Origin of the sequence: Vibrio maritimus, from assembly GCF_021441885.1 — a bacterium.
Lineage (GTDB): Bacteria > Pseudomonadota > Gammaproteobacteria > Enterobacterales > Vibrionaceae > Vibrio > Vibrio maritimus_B.
Genome location: NZ_CP090439.1, coordinates 475,046 through 491,291, shown reverse-complemented (window position 1 = coordinate 491,291; position 16,246 = coordinate 475,046). Strand labels below are relative to the sequence as shown.

Genomic DNA, 16,246 nt, shown 5'->3' with positions numbered 1-16,246 from the left:
GCGTTTTCCTATTCGAAGAGTAGGTTATCGCTCGCCAAAAGCTCGGCTTACATTGGTATAGATTGGTTTCCAAAGGTATTGAAAAACGGTCTTTTCACCTGTTGTGATGTCCACCTCACCCGTCATGCCCGGTAAAATCGCGAAACGCTCTGGGTCATCTCTGAAATACGGCTTATCAACCGATATGGTCACTTCATAAAAGATGTTGCCTTTCTCATCCTTTGTGGTGGTCGGAGATATCGATTCAACCACTCCGCGCAGAGCACCAAAGCGGCTGTAGTCAAACGCATCGACCTTGACCCTTGCGGGTTGCCCCTCATTAACAAAGCCGATATCGCGAGGGGACAGCTTAGCTTTAAAGTCTGCCTTACCACCAATGGGGACGATCTCCACCACGGTTCCACCTGGCTGGATAACGGCGCCGGCTTTGGTACTTGGAATGCTTTGAACCAACCCTTGTACTGGCGATATTAAAACCGTATTAGAAAGTTTTGCTTCACCCGAACGGACCCTCGCTTCTAGGGCAGAGAGCTCTGAAGCCGCTTTTGAACGCTGGTCGGCAACCTCTACTTTTGCTTCTGCTAAAAGCTGGGAGATCTTCTCATCATTAGAGTCGGCTTGTTTCAACAGTAGTGCTTTCTTGCCACGAGTTTCTTCAATTTGCTGTTCAATTGACGCGACTTTTTGCTGCATCTCGAGTACGCGTAATCGAGAAATGTTGCCACTTTGCTGCCCACGTTGGAGGATAGCCAACTCTTGTTTTGATGCCTGTAGTTCGCGTTCATAGGCTGGGATCGCGTTATCGGTGCTTCTGAGTTGCTCCGCTATCTGTTCAGCCTCTTTCTCTAGCACGATTCGCTTTTGATAGTAGAGGGCAACCTGAGCGCTGCGCTGTGCTTTTTGCTGAGCAACCAACTCGGGAAATTGCGCTTCATACTCTGAGAAGTCTGGTTCTCGCTCGTCTATCAGTGAGTTTAAGCGCTCGATGGTTAAGTTGAGAGAGGCTTGCTGAGCCTTGAGCTCCTCTAAGGCAGTAGTTTGAAAGGTAGCGTCAAACTCGACCAGGACTTGTCCTTCTTCAACTAAGTCCCCCTCAGATACCGAAATCGTTTTGAGTTTGCCACCGATATCGCTTTGAATAATCTGCCTTTCTCCTTCTGGGATCACGGTACCTTGAGCTTTGGCAATTTCATCGACTTTGGTAAAGGCAGACCACGAGATAAATGCTACCACCGATAAGGCTATCGCTGACGTTGTCACAGAAAGAAGTCGTCGAGTCTGTTTGGATTCAATAGCTTCGGCGTAATAATCCTTACTCATTGGCAACGATCTCCATAGGTTGTGATTGATTGTCCGAGTCTTGGCTGTCTAACGCCCCAAAGTAGGCCACTCCGCCTTGATTGAGAACCAGAACTTTGTCGGCAAGCTTAATCAGCTCGGTATCTTGTGTGCTGAAAATGACGGTAGACTTACCGCGCTTCTCATTCAGAAACTCACTAAATAGCGCGACTGAGCTAGGCGCTGAGTCTTGCAACGGGCTATCGAGCAAGTACAAGGGGTAGTGGGTAGCGAGTGCCTTCGCGGTTATAAGCATCCGCGCCTCAAATCGAGAGAGCAAGTCGTACATACTGTTTGGCCATAAGTCAGCTAAATTGCTATCAAGCCCTTTATCTAATGAAGCGAGCCACTCCTTGCCACCGGCTCTCTCGATGGCGGATGTGATGTGTTGATCGTCGATATCTTGCTTGTCGGAGAACCAGTCTCTAATGCTGGTGAGTAACACTTGTGGGTGAGCGGCTTGATAGAACAGCCAGTGACGATACAGGTGCGGTGCATATTGATTTAAGTTGATACCGTTAATATTGACGACACCATTTTGCACGGGTTGGAAGCTAGCGATGGTGTCGATTAAGCTTGTTTTCCCGCTATTTGAAGGACCCGTTATCGCAATGATTTCTCCGGGCTCAATAATGGCTGAGACGCCACTCAGCGCTGGCTTCGCTTGTTTTGCGTATCGAAGCGTGACTTGATCGAGCTCGATACGTGGTGGCGACTGCTCGAGAGTATGATGATGATAGCGGTAACTTTCCTCTGAGTTCATGCTTAAGGTGCGATTAATCTGCACCTCAGTTTGTTTCAGTTGTTGCAGACGGGATGCATTATTTGCAAGCGTCTGCGCTGGTCCCGTGATCCTTGAAATCAGCATCATGGTTGCAATCAACCCACCTGCTGACATGACGTTTGTAAAGATAAGCTCGATCCCGAGCCCAATCACGGCGATGGTTGATAGAATGCCGATAGCGTAGTAGATCGAGGTATATTTTGCCTGATGGAGGGATTGCTTGAAGCTGTTGGTGGATGCTAAATGGTTTGCTTTATCAAACTTCGACAGCCATCCATCGATCATCTGGCTACTGCGCATGAAGCCGAGTTGTCCTGATAGCTCGGCGATAAGCGTTTGGCGGTTAGCCCCGGCAACAGTGGATTGGTTAGCTCTAACCGCAGAGTGCTTGATAGAACGCTTCGCAACAAGATAGTAGAGGCAGAGTGAGATTATCGGCACCAGAACTAACCAGCCGCCTAGAGCACCGATTGCAATTAGAAAAACCAGTACAAATGGGATATCGAATAGGGTATTCCCCAGAGGACCTGAAAGAACCCCTGCGATGCGTTGGGAGAAGTTGAGTTGATTAACCTGCGTTTGTTGCGTGGTGTTTTTACTCACTTGGTAGCTTTCTGTTAACAGCTTTTTGACTAAGGCGTCGGATATTTCACGGCTTATTCGATTGGCAACGGTTGCTAAGGTTTGACTTCGGATCACACGCAGTAGCCAAAGCAGAGCAAACAGCAGCGTAGCACCAATGGCAATCCCGGTTAGCTCATGCGGCGCATCTCCTCCAATCACGTGGTCGTAAATAGACATAGTGATAAACGGGATAGCAAGGGCGAACAAGTTTGCTACCAAGCTGGCGAGCGCAACTTTAGGAATAATACTTCGAAATGCATCGAGGCGACTGCCAAGCCAATTGGGATCCGGTTTATCTGGTGGAGAGTCTTCAAGAAGGACAATATATTCACACTCTGCAGAGGCTGCTTCCATTGCTTCTTTGTGTGGATAGGCTGCAAGGCCTGTTTCCGACACATGGACGGAAACTTTAAACTCGTATTGAGCCAATGCCGCATCACTGCCTACGATTCTATAAGGGACGTTTAGGCGGTCGAGCATGCTCAAGTAGTCTTGTAGATCTGCCAGACCATTCTCTTCCACCCATTGATTGGCGAATACGTCAATGTTGCTGTTTACGTCGAGTAGTCTCAGAGACTTTAGTGAGGCGGTTTCAAAACTATTCATTTGATGCACCTCGTTGATTTTCTTTGGTTTCATCTACGTTAATAGTCTGACTTGCCAATTGCTTGAAGACCGTATTGTGAGTGACCAAAGCGAGTGTCCTACCGTTACTAGACTCGTTCTCTAGGACCGCAGCGAGCTTTGGCCAAGTATCTATGTCGAGATCAATTTCTGGTTTATCTATCAATAGAAGTGGTGTGGGTTTAGCAAGTTGGAAGCACAGGTTTATTAAACGAATACTGCTGTGGCTGAGCGGTATCGTGGGCATGTCTGCCAGTTTAGTCTCAAGGCCATCGGGGAGCTGAGTCAACACATCATAAAGACCAAGTTGTTTACTGTATGACAAAGCACGCTCAGAAAGCTCTGAATTAAATCCGCACAAGTTATCCAAGATTGATCCTTGTAAGATCGAACCACGAGAACCCAAATAAGAGGTGATAGTAGCCATCGAGTTGGGATCCGTAACCACTTGGTCAACGCTCACTTCACCGTCAATGACCGTATTGACTCCAGCCATCACTGCGAGTGTCTGTCCGGCAATTTCACCATTGGAATGTTCTACTAGGTATATCTCTCCACGGCTGAGTTCGGTGTTAAGAGTGATATTTTTCCCGTACCGCTTGAATATGACATTCTGATAAGCTACTCGATTAAAAGACGTTAAATCTCTATTCAACCCTTCTTTGTGTGGCGTTAGCTTTAGTAACTCTTGCACGCTTTGAATCGAGGTTTGCATATTGGCGTAGCGGATATTGAGATTTGTGAGCGCTGTTAATGGGGCGACAGCTCTGCCAGCGAGAATAGAGCAAGCAGCTAAACCACCGGTGGTTAACTCTCCTGAAAGCACATGTGAAGCACCTGCGATAACGAGGACTACCGATGTCCCTAGAGATGCTAGATAAATACACTCTTGAGCAAACGCGTTCTTTCTCTCATCGTCAGCGGTGATGAGTCGATATTTTTGGTTTAGTTTCTTAAACGTAGAGTAGGTACGATACTCTGTTGCCTGACGTTTGATTCCAAGTAGATTTCGAGAAAGTCCAATGAGAAATCCAGCTCTGAGATCATCGAGTTGAGCGTGTTTCTCACTTCGACGCTTGGCTCTTCTTCCCGAAAACCAAACGATTGAGAAGGTAATCGCCCAGACAGTCAAAGGAACGAGGACTAAAGCCCCGCCGACGTAGTAGATTAAGAAAAGAAACAGTAGTGCGAATGGAACATCAATCAAGCCCGATAGTAACCCGCCCGAATATATATCCTTGATCTTAGATATTGACTCCAATCCATTCTGAACGCCTCCAACCTTCAGCTTTTTAATCTCTGCGGTTGGTGAGCTTGCGAGCACGCGAACAGCTGAGGCATAGCGAGCCTTTTCCATATTCGAGGATTCTGCCGCCAGTATCCAACTTCGCGCAAAACGCAAAAATGCGTCGAGAAGCACGGCAACAGTAGCGCCAAACAGCAAAAGCGTCGCGGTACCATAACTTTGGTTTGGAATAATGCGGTCATAGATCTGCAAAACAGTTAGTGGAACCGCTAGGGAAAGAATGTTGATCAGTATCGAGGGTATAAGGACTTTCCTTATACTTGATAGGCCTGCTGAAAGTGTCGTCTCCATACGTAATCCACTTATGAACCATATGAATTAAGATTCGGACAGAAATAGCGAACTTTCAAATAGTAACGAAGGAAAATGTTATCTAACGGAATTGTATTTTTGAAGTTGAAGATTTGAGTCTTATATCGAGGATTAATTTGAACGTGAGGATGAGAAAAGTTCTATTTTTAAACAAGAGCGCTCAGTTTACAGGGAATGTAATGAAAATCTCGAAAAGGTCGTTTCCAATCCATGTTCATATCGTCACCATCATTATATTCGTTGTTGCTATTGCATCTGGAACGCAGATGGCACTCAGTAACAAAGCGATGTCAGAGGTGATTTTTAAGGCCAATAGTAAGATATTTGAACGAATCGCTGAGCAAACTAAGTACCAATTAAATAGTCACTATGGCACAGCGTTCTCTGCACTGGGTAGTTTCTCTAACAGCCATAGCCTCAATGCCTCTGTTGGGTTTGAGCGGTTACGGGTTGTACCAGAAGTGATTCATTTGCTCTCACGGTTTGATCATGTGCAGACCTACACCTTTTCTTTCAAAGATGGTGATAGCGTGATCGTAAAGCGAGTATCAGAAGACTTGACACCTGATATCGTGATTAACAATCAGCAATCGCGATATATCGTGGCGCATGAGATTGGTGGCGTAGTTGAGGTTTATACCTACGATAGCAGCCTCAACTTTGTTGAGAGGCTAGAGGTCAATGAGGAAGAGTTTCACCTAGCTTATCAAGATAACTCGTCAGTAATCCCAGGGCGTAATACGATTTCCAAACCGACTAAGCTCGCTAACTCCACTGCAATGGGGGTTGTAATATCACAGGTAAATCAGCAAGGGCTGAGAGTTTCTGTTCATGTCATGCTCAAAGATCTACACCAAAGTTTGCAAGATACACTGACCAACGAATCTTCTATCAGAGTGCTGTATAACGACGATGGCGCTGTGTACGCGTTTTCTAGCGGTCTTAGTAGTGAAAACAATGGTGACATTTTGCAGATCGCTGATATTAATCGAGACATTGTCCCACATGCGATAGACCGAAAAAAAGGAGGTGTTGAGCTCGGGCGCTTTGAATTTCAGAAAGAAAATTGGTTTGGGCGCATCGTTACCATCAAACCGATGAATAGTGAGCACATCCATTTGTTAATGGCGACAAAGGCGTCATCAATATTTGATGAAGGACTATTGATAAAGCAGCAAACCTTGTATGCGTCTTTGATAGTGTTGCTGCTGATGTTGCCCTGTATTTACTTGGTCTCAAGGCTTATCTCAAAGCCTATTGTGAAAGCGACCGAAAAAGCGAAAGCAATTGAGAACTTCTCGTTCGATACTTCACCACTCCCGCATAGTTATATCAAAGAGATACAAGAATTGAATCATGCCCAAATGTCGACTCAAGCGACGATATCTCGATTTATTACGCTGACGGATGGTATCGCACGTCAACAAGACCTAGACAGCATGCTTGAACTGGTGTGCGGCAACACAGCTGCCTCAGTCTCTGCTGATGGAGTATTGCTGTACTTACTTGATGTGAAAAGTGATGAGTTGGTTCCTCATGTTGTCCAGTTTAATAGGGCTCAAAATGTTCACGCTAAAAGTATTTCCACGCAAGATGCTGCTCGGTTTATTGAACATGTTTTTGTAAATAAACAGGGTCAGGTTTTCCCACTACACGAGCTCAACCATCTGCAATTTGAAGCAAGTCTTCCCGAAAAAAGTGAAGTGATATACATACCGCTGAAAAATAGAGAAGAGGTCGTTATTGGTGCACTTGGTCTGATGTTTGAGAAGGGAGGTGCAGAATCGATTTATCGAGAGTATTCCGACTATTTGCAGACGCTACTTGGTTACGTATCTATTGCAATTGAAACTCAGCAAATGCTGGAGTCTCAGCGAGCTCTTTTGGACTCCTTCATTCAAGTATTTGCTGGCTCACTTGATAAAAAATCGCCGTATACAGGTAATCACTGTCAGCGAGTACCTGTCTTAACTGAATGGCTAACACAAGCGGCGCACGAATCCACATTAGAGCCGTTTAATGACTTTCACCTTAATGAGAAAGAGTGGCAAGAGCTGAAAATGGCAGCTTGGCTACATGACTGCGGCAAGATCACTACGCCTGAACATGTGGTTGATAAATCCACGAAGCTCGAAACCATCTATGACCGAATACATGAAATCAGAACTCGTTTTGAAGTGATTAAGCGAGATAAAGAAATTATGTTGTTGAAGGAAAGTTTTGGCGAATTGAGTCAAGAAGCAAAGCGTGTTCTGGAGGAACTGCATACACAAATTGATGATGATTTTGACTTCATCGCGTCGCTTAATATCGGGGGTGAATTTGTCAGTGATGAAGACCTTAAGCGGTTGGAGCGAATAGCGAAAACTCGTTGGATACGTACCTTAAGTAAACGCAAGGGCATTTCTTGGGTTGAGAGGCAGCGCCATCAAACAGAAGAGCAACTCCCCCAACAAGAAACGCTATTGGCTAACATGCCTGAGCACCTCATATCTTGGGATACCCCTCACCAAAGCGATCCACGTTTCACGATGAAGCCAACCCAATACAAAGCGAATCAGGGTGAGGTGTACAATCTATCGACACGTAGGGGAACGCTCACAGAAGAGGAACGCTTCATCATTAATGATCACATCATTCAAACGATTCAAATTCTAGAATCTTTGCCGTTCCCTGCACATATGCAAAATGTCGCCTCTATTGCTGGTGGACACCATGAAAAAATGGATGGCACAGGCTATCCGATGGGACTCAAAGGAGAGGAGATGCCGCTAGCAGCAAGGGTTATGGCGATTGCAGATGTATTTGAAGCTTTAACTAGCGCTGACCGTCCTTATAAAAAAGCGAAAACACTGTCAGAGTCACTTAAGATCATGAGTTATATGGTTAAAGATAACCACCTAGATGAATCCTTGTTCAGACTATTTTTGACGTCTGGTGTGTATTTGAGGTTTGCACGAGAATACATGCTCGAGGAGCAGATTGATGAAGTAAATATAGCGGCGTTTTTGTAAGTTATGCTGCAAAAACAAGAATGTATATCAACAACTTTCTATGCGCTATTGCACATATTTTGATTGTTATCACATTACTATCAAAAGTGTCAGCAAAGTACTACTAAAGTACTAACATTAGCAACGACTTTATCAATGCCAAACTGTTCGCGAGGGCAGGACGGAAAGCCACGGGACTCTTATGAGGTTAGAGTAAGCCGGGTTGCACATGACAAGGAAAGCACTATGAACCTCAAACAGACCTTTGCTACGACAAGTATTCTCTTGGCGTTCTCTGCACCATCTTTTGCTGCTATTGATTTTTATATTTCTGATATCAAAGGGGAGTATCGCTCCTTTGCTATAAATGATTCCTCTGCACTTGCTGTCATTAGAGCGAATATTTCGGACACTGATTGTGAGTTAGATTCTAATGGAAAGACATTAAATAGAGGCTGGAAGAACATCGTCGTGAGCGGTGATTTATCGGGTGATTCAACAGTACTAGAATCACTAAGCCCTACGTGTGATGACAAATTATCTGTGGAGTTAGATGAGGTAAGTACATCGGCACTATGGAAGCAGCCATATGATGAGGTTTTTTCGGTTGAAGACATCACAAGTCCAAACTATGACGTTTCGAGCCTTCAATTAATTCGTAAGAATGTCAAAGTAGCGATTGGTACTTCAAGCGAAAAACAGAATAAGTCTATCTACCGCACTTCTTCACAAACTCAAGTAAGAGCCGTTCTAGCTGATAAAAACACTGGCCAACTAAGTTTTGCGATGGCAAAGAAAATGAATCTGTCACCGACGAGTACCTCTAAAGGTAACAACTGGGCTTGGGATACAAGAGGAACGCATGTGTCAGATGATGGTCTGTTTATTGTCGGTTATCAAAGAGCGAAGCATGACATTTACTTCAAATCATACAACGCTAACGACCCTTCATTCGTTGAAGATGAGAACTATATAGCGAAGGGAACCCGTATTCCTACTTATTGGAAGTTAAAACCAGGTTCAAAACCTTCGTGTAACAGTGCTTGTAAAAACGGTGAGGAAGTTCACCTAGAAGTGCTAGGTTCTGGCAAACGCATTGCGAACGGTAAAACTAATCCTTCGATAAAGGCGCCAATCTCCTTAAATGTGGAAGGTGCCTATAAGAACGTTGATATAGAAGCACTCAGTAAGACGGAGTTTGCAGATTCTTATAATGCTGAAATGAATGACGCGCAAACCAAAACAGAGTATATGAGTAAGGTCAACGGTATTTACTCGTATGGAGACCAATACTACGTGTTTGGTATGAACAGTGACGGCTATGCTGCGTTTGCGGTCATTGAATAAGTCTTGATATATGACCATAAAAACCCCGCTCTGCGGGGTTTTTCGCTTTTAATGCCTGTCAGTTTTAAATAATCAACGATCACTCGCACTTTTCAATTAATCTCATACTGCCTACCGACAGTGATATTACCGATTGATACTCTTAGTTGAAGTTATCGAACCCAGGTTGGATAGTTGCCAGATCTAAATGTAACTTCCCCGCCAGTAGCCGAGTAATAAGGAAATATCGTGAGTAATCTAACACTGCACTTCGAAGTGGTAAACAACGAAACTCAATCGCTAAAGCTCCACATTGTTCTAGAGAACAGAACGGACTCGCAGCTCCATGATTTTGTATTGTGTTTTGATATGCCGCGATTTTTAGATAAAAGTAAAGTGGTCAATGGTGTAGTGAAAAGCCAAGTTGGCTCTCATATTGAACTTACCCCACTTGAAGGAATGAGAATTGCTGCTGGTGAAAGTTGGACAGTAACGATTGAGAGTAATACCAGCGGGCTGTTTAATCTGTCAGAAAGACCTAACGGACCTTACTTGAAAGTAGGTAAGGAATTCATCGAGGTTGCTATTGGCAGCCATAGCATGCCCCAGCCTGAATCGCTTAAACTGAATGTACAACCAATGCCAGCACCAAAAGCCGGTGTGATTCCTCAGCCCAATCTAGTAGTGGCAAAGCAAGGCACATTCATTTGGCAAAACTCTGTGTCGATGAGTTTGGCGAATAAAGTCTCTCACAATGCGATCTCTTGGCTGACACAACAGTTTAGTGATACCCAGTTTGAACAGACTAACGCTAATCCTCTGGTTTCTTTTGTTGAGTCAAAGCAATTAGCAGAAGAGGCTTATCAACTTACCATCAGCGAGGAGTCTGTAAAGATAGAGGCGTCAAGCTCTAGCGGCTTTCTTTATGGTGCTGTGACGCTAGCTCAATTAGTGGTAACAGGACGAGATACAGTTGATTGTGTGGTGATTACAGATGCGCCTCAATACTCTTACCGAGGTCAGTTTCTTGATTGTGCTCGCTCATTTCACGACATCGATACGGTCAAGTCTGTCATTGACCAGATGGTTTGGCTAAAGCTCAACACCTTCCATTGGCATCTAACCGATGATGAAGCATGGAGAATGGAAATTGACGCCTATCCGATGCTTACCAAGTTAGGTGCATGGCGCGGAGAGGGCGAGATTCAGCCTCCGCAGTTTGGGTCTGGTTCGAATCGATATGGCGGCTTCTTTACTAAAGCGCAAATAGCAGAAGTGGTTGCGTATGCGAAGGCGCGAGAGATCACTGTCATTCCTGAGGTCGATATACCAGGACATGCGCGTGCTCTCATTATGGCGCTTCCTCATTTGCTGATTGAGAAAGAAGACACTTCTGACTATGTTTCGATTCAGCAATATCAAGATAACGTTCTCAACCCGGGCCTGCCAGCGACTTATGAAGTACTCGAAACTATCCTTGATGAGGTGTGTGAGATGTTCCCGTCTGAGGTGATTCATTTAGGTGGGGATGAGGTACCTGCTCATGTGTGGGAGAAATCTCCAGCCTGTAGTCAGAAAGCCACGGAGCTAGAGTTTGAAGATGTTAGACAACTTGAAGGACACTTGATTTCGCATCTAGAGCGATACATAGCAGATAAAGGCAGACGAATTGCAGTTTGGGAGGAAGCGAGTCACGGCAACAAAATTACCAACAATGCGACGGTTTGTGCATGGTCAAATAGTGCAGAGGGACAAAAAGCAGCAAAAGCGGGGTACCCGGTTATTATGTGCCCTGCTCAAGCGACTTACCTAGATATGGCTTGGAATAAAGACATCAATGAAACGGGTGTATTGTGGGCGGGCACGATTGATCTTAAAACCGCCTATCAGTTTGAGCCATCTAACATTGAGAACAGCCAGCAAGTGATTGGGACGCAAGCGCTAGTTTGGACTGAGTTTGTTAAAGATAAACAAACACTAGAGTTTTTGTTATATCCAAGATTGTTTGCTGTCGCTGAAATTGCCTGGACATCGACACAAAATAAAGATTGGTCGCATTTCCTGCCTAGGGTTTCCGCCCAGCTCTCTTATCTAGAGAGTAAAGGAATCAACTATCGTAGGGGTTAATTTGTTGATTTAAAGCCAGCTTGATATCAGTTGGCTTTCATTCTCCGCTATATGTCGATCTACAAAAGATCGGCATTGCAAGAAACTCATTCTTAAAATACTCTATAATGCTGCGTTAATTTTACCGCACTAGCTACGTCCGTAGTTTCCACAATTTAAAAGGTAAAATATGAACTATCCAACGACACTTCCAGGAACACACAAAGCGGTACTCAATAGAATTATCGAAGCTCTATCCGCTGACTCTCGCCTTTCCGGTATTGCAGCAAGCGGCTCGTATGGCTCGAACAATATGGATGAGTACAGTGACCTCGATTTGGTTATCGCTATTCACCCAAATGATTATCAAGAAGTCTTCGATCAGCGATTTGAAATTGTGAGTCAGATAGAAGGCTATGCCGCAGGCTTCTCTGGTGAACATGTGGGCGAACCAAGATTGATCGTTTCTATCTTCGCACCGGATGCAATCCACGTTGATTTCAAATTCGTCTCACTGGCAGATGCCGCGAATCGAGTAGACGACTGTGCGGTGCTTTGGGAGAAAGGGACACTGCTAACCGATGTATTTGCGACAGCTTTACCCGCCTATCCGCAACCAGACCCGCAATGGATTGAAGACCGTTTTTGGATTTGGACTCACTATGCCGCAACAAAAATTGCTCGTGGTGAGTATTTTGAAACTCTTGAGTTTCTCTCATTCTTGCGTCAAAACGTTTTATCGCCACTAGCGCTGAAGCAGGCGGGGCTTACCCCATCTGGTGTGCGTACGATTGAAAAGCGTCTTCCAGAGTTTGCCGAAAAACTGGCTAAAACGATCGCAACAGTAGAGAAGCAGTCTTTGATCTCAGCGGTTAAGCAATGTGTCTCTCTTTACTTAGAATTAAGAGACAACGAAGTCGTCGAGCGTAACGACAGAGCTCAAGAACTTTGCTATCAGTATCTTCAAAAACAAGTTTGATAACTAACAATAGAAAAATAGCCATCGACTTGATGGCTATTTTCGTTTGCTTGACGTTGTCACTACTAGATATCAAGTGACTGGCATTTTTCGCAAAAATGCTCGACCTCTGTTTGACTGTTTTGTTCATCATTGTCTGTGTTGACTTCAAACACATCATGAGTGGTTACTGAATTGCAGCGCGGGCAGTATTCGTTAACCAGATAGAATTGCAAATCGTCCATAATTTACTTCTCCTTGTTCCAACCTACCTAGTCAGTGTAGTGCGAGCTAAAATTTAAATGCAACAAGTTGCCTTTGTTCATGATGTGTCCGTCACACCTTAGCGTTTTTGTTTAATTTTTCCCTGTACTGCTTTAAATCTAGGGTTGGTTTTGTTGATCACATAGATTCGGCCGCGTCGTTTTACGATCTGGCAATCCGGATGGCGCTTTTTGGCACTTTTCAGTGAGCTAAGAACTTTCATTACGCGTCCTTTATGATTTGGTTTTAATGCCGCCAAAGCGACGGTTGAAGTTAGCAACTCGGCCTTCTTTACTAATGATACGCTGTTTGCCTGTGTAGAATGGGTGAGATTCTGATGAAACTTCAATTGTCATGTATGGGTAGGTCTTTCCGTCTTTCCATTCAATCGTGCGATCGGTTTGAAGCGTAGAACCGACAATAAAATACTCATCGACAGTGGTGTCGTGGAAGACCACTTTTCTGTATTCAGGGTGGATATTTGGTTTCATAATAAGACCTCATTGTTATGTTGTAACGTTTGCAAATGATAATTGTTATCAATGGTGGGGTCTACTGTTTTTTTAATGATATTGATTGAGAACGAAACCACATCATTTATGTGGTTGAAAATTAAATGATAATCAATATCATTTAATTTTCAAAAGGTAGAGACGGAGTAGGTGGAATGGACACGGCTAAATGGGAGAGACACACTTTACTAGCTGATGAGGCAGCCAAACGTGGAGAATTAATGTCTGCAGTTGCGCATTATCAAGTTGCGCTGGCAGAATCTCAGCGTTTGGAAGTCAACACTGAGGGAGACTTGGAAGAACTTGAAGATCTATTAGCCATCAAGGTAATGTCTTGCCATAACTTGGCAGATTTTTGGCGTGCTCAAGGAGATAGTGATTACGAATTGAAGTATTTACAGCTTGCTTCAGAGGAAGTGATGATGCTGTTGCCGCAGTGCCCTCGAACGAGCTGCAGCCGCTTTGTTTCCTCCTTAGGTTGTTGTAAATCTGCAATGGTTGAGTTTCTGAAGCGTCATCCAAATCCGAAAGTGGCGAAACATGTAGAGCAGATTCAGTCTGTTAACGATTGCGAGTTGATCGTTAAGTTTCAAATTCATTAAAAAGGTCAGCTTCATAGAAGCCGACCTTTTTGCATTTACTTGCCGATGATCAGTAAAACCCACCATTTTTCATATGCGCGAATAGCAGCAGAGCAGCAATGGCGAGTTCCAATACAAGAGGTGCAACGACGGATTTGTCAAAACCATCAAAAAGCAGACCAACAACTCGACCAAAAGCAACGGCAAGCATTACGATTGCAACAAAGAAATAGCCCTCGGTATCTCCTGAGGTTAAACCTAGCAGCAATACCACAACACTCGCCAAGAACAGCCCTCCCATAACAGAACGTATGGTGTTCAAACCAAGCTTGCCATTGGGCGTGATTGAAAAGTTACCCACCATTTTTTGCGGTGCGAACATCGACATAATACCGAGTCCAGTTAGCATTGCAGTGGAGAGTGAAACGAGAATTTGAAGTGTCATATCCATTGTGAATTCCTTTCGAGTCATATTTAAGGTGTATGGCCTTGAGCGCTTAAGAAAGCGTTTGAATTGCCAAACGGGCGTTGTCTTGCGCTGTTTCCATTCCAAATAGGGGGTCAATAGTGGCCTGATCGACAACTGGTCCTGTTGGCGAGCCCATTTTGCTGGCGTAAAACCTGCCTGATTGAAACTGATCATCAAACAAGGCATCTACGTAGCGCTTTGCTCCTTTATCGACGCTATGCATCATGCCGAGCATTGGCATCATGAGGTTGCCTAGATATTTAAAGAAGACCTTTTTTACAAACGGTAGGTCATCCATGCCATTGGTCCCAGCGGTGCCACCCGGACTCATGGTGATGAATCGTAGATGTGGATATTTGCGAGACATGGAGGACATCCAAAGTGCACCCGTCAGCTTAATGGTGCCGTAGACGTCTAGCGGATCCGCTGCCCCGCCAAACTTGCTGCCGTTTGCGATGGCGGTAAACTCGGCAACAGATGTGTTTAATAGCTCAGGTTTTGCTACGCCCATCTTGGGTATGCCCCGAGCGGTCTCTGAACCAGCGTAAACGATGGTCGATGTGACCAGTTGTCTTTTAATGAGTTCGTCGACGAGTACCGTATGACCAAATACATTAGAAGCGAAAATCGTCGTGACCCCATCCGCAGTGAGCGCATTAGGTGTTTTCCCGCCTGTTCCCCCCGCGTTTAATATCACAGCATCAAATGCGGAGTGCAGGTTGGAGACAGCCGATTTGACCGATCTAGAGTCGGAGACATCAATGGTCACGATTTCAAAGATATCTCGGTTTGTCAGCTCTACGAGTTGCTGTTTTGCTTGATTAGCTTTGTCTTCATTTCGGCAGGCAAGATAGATCTTGGTAATCGTGTTTTTGTGAGCTAGTTGGCGCGCTGCCTCAAATCCTAGGCCAGCATTTGCGCCGGTAATTAACACTGATTGAATCACTTTCATTTGTCGCTCCATTCGTGTGACGTTCAACATATGATTAAATTACCATGCTTGAAAACTGAGCTGTATATAGGTAAATGTGAACATGGTGTGTCAAAAATGAACCATGGGTAACACAATGAATAGCGAGCCTTATGCCTTTAATTGGGATGACCTTAAGTACTACTTGGCTGTCGTGAGAGCGGGTACGTTGCGGGGAGGAGCTGAGAGTATCGGTGTTAACCACACGACGTTAACTCGACGACTTTCGTTGATGGAAGAGCGAATAGGTAGCCGTTTATTTGACCGATCAAAGCAGGGGCTTGTGCTTACGCAAATTGGAGAAGAGTTACTGCCTTATGCGCAAAGAGCAGAAGAGGAAATGACGGCAGCTGCCAGAATGATCATTGGCAAGGATTCAGACCCAACAGGAACCGTTTATGTATCTATGCCTCATGGTATGGCAATGACATCATTGATGGATGATTTGGCGCTGTTCTCTCAACGTTATCCCGATATTCATTTAAACCTGCAGTTTGGAAACAGCATAGCCAATTTGCATCGAAGAGAAGTTGATGTCTCTATCCGAGTTGCCGATGATGTTTATGATGATGCAGTGGGAAGACGCTTGGTTCAGATGTCACAAGCAGCATATTGTTCAAGGGACTACGCAGAAAAAGTAAGAAACAATCAGGGGGAGGGGCTGCATTTCATTGGCTGGCATGAACCCGAGGGAGACACCTCAAGTCAGTGGCTTAAAGAAAGCTTCTACCCGAAAGCGACACTGAAGCATCGTGTTTCTGAACTCGTTCCGCTCATCTCGCTGGCAGCATCAGGACTTGGAATGGCGTACCTCGCATGTAACCTAGGCGATAGGCACCCCGAACTTGTTCGCGCTCCCTTTCAAAAACCGCTACCGTATCGGAGCATTTGGTTATTGCTGCATCGGGATCTCAGACGAACAGCTCGAATTCGTTGTTTAGTCGATTTCCTAGCAGAGTGCGTTCAGTTGCGGGAAAAAGAGTTTTGGGTTTCCGGTACCGTTGATAAAGCAGAGCTCGATGCCGTTTGAATCGGCGGCAAAACAAACAGAGGTAATCCTTTGAAATCGGGCGCCAATG

At 44.8% G+C, this 16,246-nt stretch carries 14 protein-coding genes and 1 riboswitch; of the genes, 6 read left to right on the top strand and 8 right to left on the bottom strand.

Going from position 1 to position 16,246, the window contains the following annotated elements; translation table 11 throughout:
• Nucleotides 1-24 precede the first annotated feature (24 nt).
• The 3 genes from LY387_RS18840 to LY387_RS18830 are packed head-to-tail and all read right to left on the bottom strand — an operon-like array spanning nt 25 to nt 4,967.
• Nucleotides 25-1,320 carry an HlyD family type I secretion periplasmic adaptor subunit gene (locus LY387_RS18840; RefSeq protein ID WP_234497371.1) on the bottom strand — a complete coding sequence of 432 codons (1,296 nt, stop codon included), beginning with the start codon at nt 1,318-1,320 and terminating at the stop codon, nt 25-27.
• Nucleotides 1,313-3,352, bottom strand: coding sequence for an ABC transporter transmembrane domain-containing protein (locus LY387_RS18835; RefSeq protein ID WP_234497370.1), 2,040 nt, complete (start codon nt 3,350-3,352; stop codon nt 1,313-1,315). The genes LY387_RS18840 and LY387_RS18835 overlap by 8 nt, the downstream gene beginning before the upstream one ends.
• On the bottom strand, nt 3,345-4,967 hold the full coding sequence (locus LY387_RS18830) for an ABC transporter transmembrane domain-containing protein (RefSeq protein ID WP_234497369.1): 1,623 nt from the start codon (nt 4,965-4,967) through the stop codon (nt 3,345-3,347). Before LY387_RS18830 ends, LY387_RS18835 begins: the two co-directional genes overlap by 8 nt.
• Nucleotides 4,968-5,167: 200 nt before the next feature.
• On the opposite strand from LY387_RS18830, the gene LY387_RS18825 reads away from it, so the two are divergent.
• The 4 genes from LY387_RS18825 to LY387_RS18810 all read left to right on the top strand — a co-directional run bounded on the left by LY387_RS18825 (nt 5,168) and on the right by LY387_RS18810 (nt 12,392).
• The gene (locus LY387_RS18825; protein ID WP_234497368.1) at nt 5,168-8,002 is read left to right on the top strand and encodes an HD domain-containing phosphohydrolase; all 2,835 of its coding nucleotides are present in this window, start codon (nt 5,168-5,170) and stop codon (nt 8,000-8,002) included.
• Between the two features lie 127 nt (nt 8,003-8,129).
• A riboswitch (cyclic di-GMP riboswitch) is annotated at nt 8,130-8,212 on the top strand.
• A 15-nt stretch (nt 8,213-8,227) separates the two neighbouring features.
• On the top strand, nt 8,228-9,328 hold the full coding sequence (locus tag LY387_RS18820) for a hypothetical protein (protein WP_234497367.1): 1,101 nt from the start codon (nt 8,228-8,230) through the stop codon (nt 9,326-9,328).
• A gap of 228 nt (nt 9,329-9,556) precedes the next feature.
• Nucleotides 9,557-11,434 carry a beta-N-acetylhexosaminidase gene (locus LY387_RS18815; RefSeq protein ID WP_234497366.1) on the top strand — a complete coding sequence of 626 codons (1,878 nt, stop codon included), beginning with the start codon at nt 9,557-9,559 and terminating at the stop codon, nt 11,432-11,434.
• Between the two features lie 169 nt (nt 11,435-11,603).
• Nucleotides 11,604-12,392 (top strand): nucleotidyltransferase domain-containing protein, encoded by a 789-nt coding sequence (locus tag LY387_RS18810; RefSeq protein ID WP_234497365.1) that lies wholly within the window; start codon nt 11,604-11,606, stop codon nt 12,390-12,392.
• Between the two features lie 65 nt (nt 12,393-12,457).
• Here LY387_RS18810 and LY387_RS18805 read toward each other — a convergent pair whose 3' ends face one another.
• The 3 genes from LY387_RS18805 to LY387_RS18795 all read right to left on the bottom strand — a co-directional run bounded on the left by LY387_RS18805 (nt 12,458) and on the right by LY387_RS18795 (nt 13,126).
• Nucleotides 12,458-12,616, bottom strand: coding sequence for a hypothetical protein (locus tag LY387_RS18805; RefSeq protein ID WP_234497363.1), 159 nt, complete (start codon nt 12,614-12,616; stop codon nt 12,458-12,460).
• Nucleotides 12,617-12,714: 98 nt separating this feature from the next.
• Nucleotides 12,715-12,858 carry a type B 50S ribosomal protein L36 gene (gene ykgO, locus LY387_RS18800; protein WP_234497361.1) on the bottom strand — a complete coding sequence of 48 codons (144 nt, stop codon included), beginning with the start codon at nt 12,856-12,858 and terminating at the stop codon, nt 12,715-12,717.
• Between the two features lie 10 nt (nt 12,859-12,868).
• On the bottom strand, nt 12,869-13,126 hold the full coding sequence (locus LY387_RS18795; protein WP_234497360.1) for a type B 50S ribosomal protein L31: 258 nt from the start codon (nt 13,124-13,126) through the stop codon (nt 12,869-12,871).
• Between the two features lie 176 nt (nt 13,127-13,302).
• Between LY387_RS18795 and LY387_RS18790 the strand changes: the two genes are divergently transcribed.
• Nucleotides 13,303-13,749: a DUF2753 family protein gene (locus LY387_RS18790; protein WP_234497359.1), complete on the top strand. Its 447-nt coding sequence runs from the start codon at nt 13,303-13,305 to the stop codon at nt 13,747-13,749.
• Nucleotides 13,750-13,798: 49 nt separating this feature from the next.
• On the opposite strand, the gene LY387_RS18785 is transcribed toward LY387_RS18790, so the two are convergent.
• Nucleotides 13,799-14,179 (bottom strand): DUF4345 family protein, encoded by a 381-nt coding sequence (locus LY387_RS18785; protein ID WP_234497358.1) that lies wholly within the window; start codon nt 14,177-14,179, stop codon nt 13,799-13,801.
• A 46-nt stretch (nt 14,180-14,225) separates the two neighbouring features.
• Entirely contained in the window at nt 14,226-15,149 is a 924-nt protein-coding gene (locus LY387_RS18780) for an SDR family NAD(P)-dependent oxidoreductase (protein ID WP_234497357.1), read from the bottom strand.
• A 115-nt stretch (nt 15,150-15,264) separates the two neighbouring features.
• Between LY387_RS18780 and LY387_RS18775 the strand changes: the two genes are divergently transcribed.
• Nucleotides 15,265-16,197, top strand: coding sequence for a LysR family transcriptional regulator (locus LY387_RS18775; RefSeq protein ID WP_234497356.1), 933 nt, complete (start codon nt 15,265-15,267; stop codon nt 16,195-16,197).
• Nucleotides 16,198-16,246: the final 49 nt, after the last annotated feature.